This is a genomic window from Mediterraneibacter sp. 210702-DFI.5.30 (assembly GCF_020560115.1).
In the GTDB taxonomy this organism is placed as follows: Bacteria; Bacillota; Clostridia; order Lachnospirales; family Lachnospiraceae; genus Mediterraneibacter; species Mediterraneibacter faecis.
Map to the genome: position 1 here is coordinate 1 of NZ_JAJCME010000211.1, position 227 is coordinate 227.

Here is a 227-nt window from a genome sequence, read left to right on the forward strand (position 1 = left end):
CGAAAGCATTTATGGCGGTTCGTTTGAAGACGAATATAATAAATGGGTGTTCAATTTTAACGGAGCCTTGTCCATGGCTAATCAAGGCGTGGACTCCAACCGTTCTGCTTTTTTTATTGTTACCTCGCGAACTGTAAACTCTGAAGATGCTAAATCAATGAAGGGCGCTGGTTACCCGGATGAAGTCATTGAACACTACGAAAAAGTTGGCGGTTCCCCTTGGTTTG

1 protein-coding gene is annotated in these 227 nt (G+C 43.6%); it reads left to right on the top strand.

Translation table 11 applies throughout. The features are described from left to right. Window positions 1-227 (top strand): peptidylprolyl isomerase (locus tag LI126_RS15290; protein WP_227165760.1); only part of this gene is annotated, 227 nt, incomplete at both ends.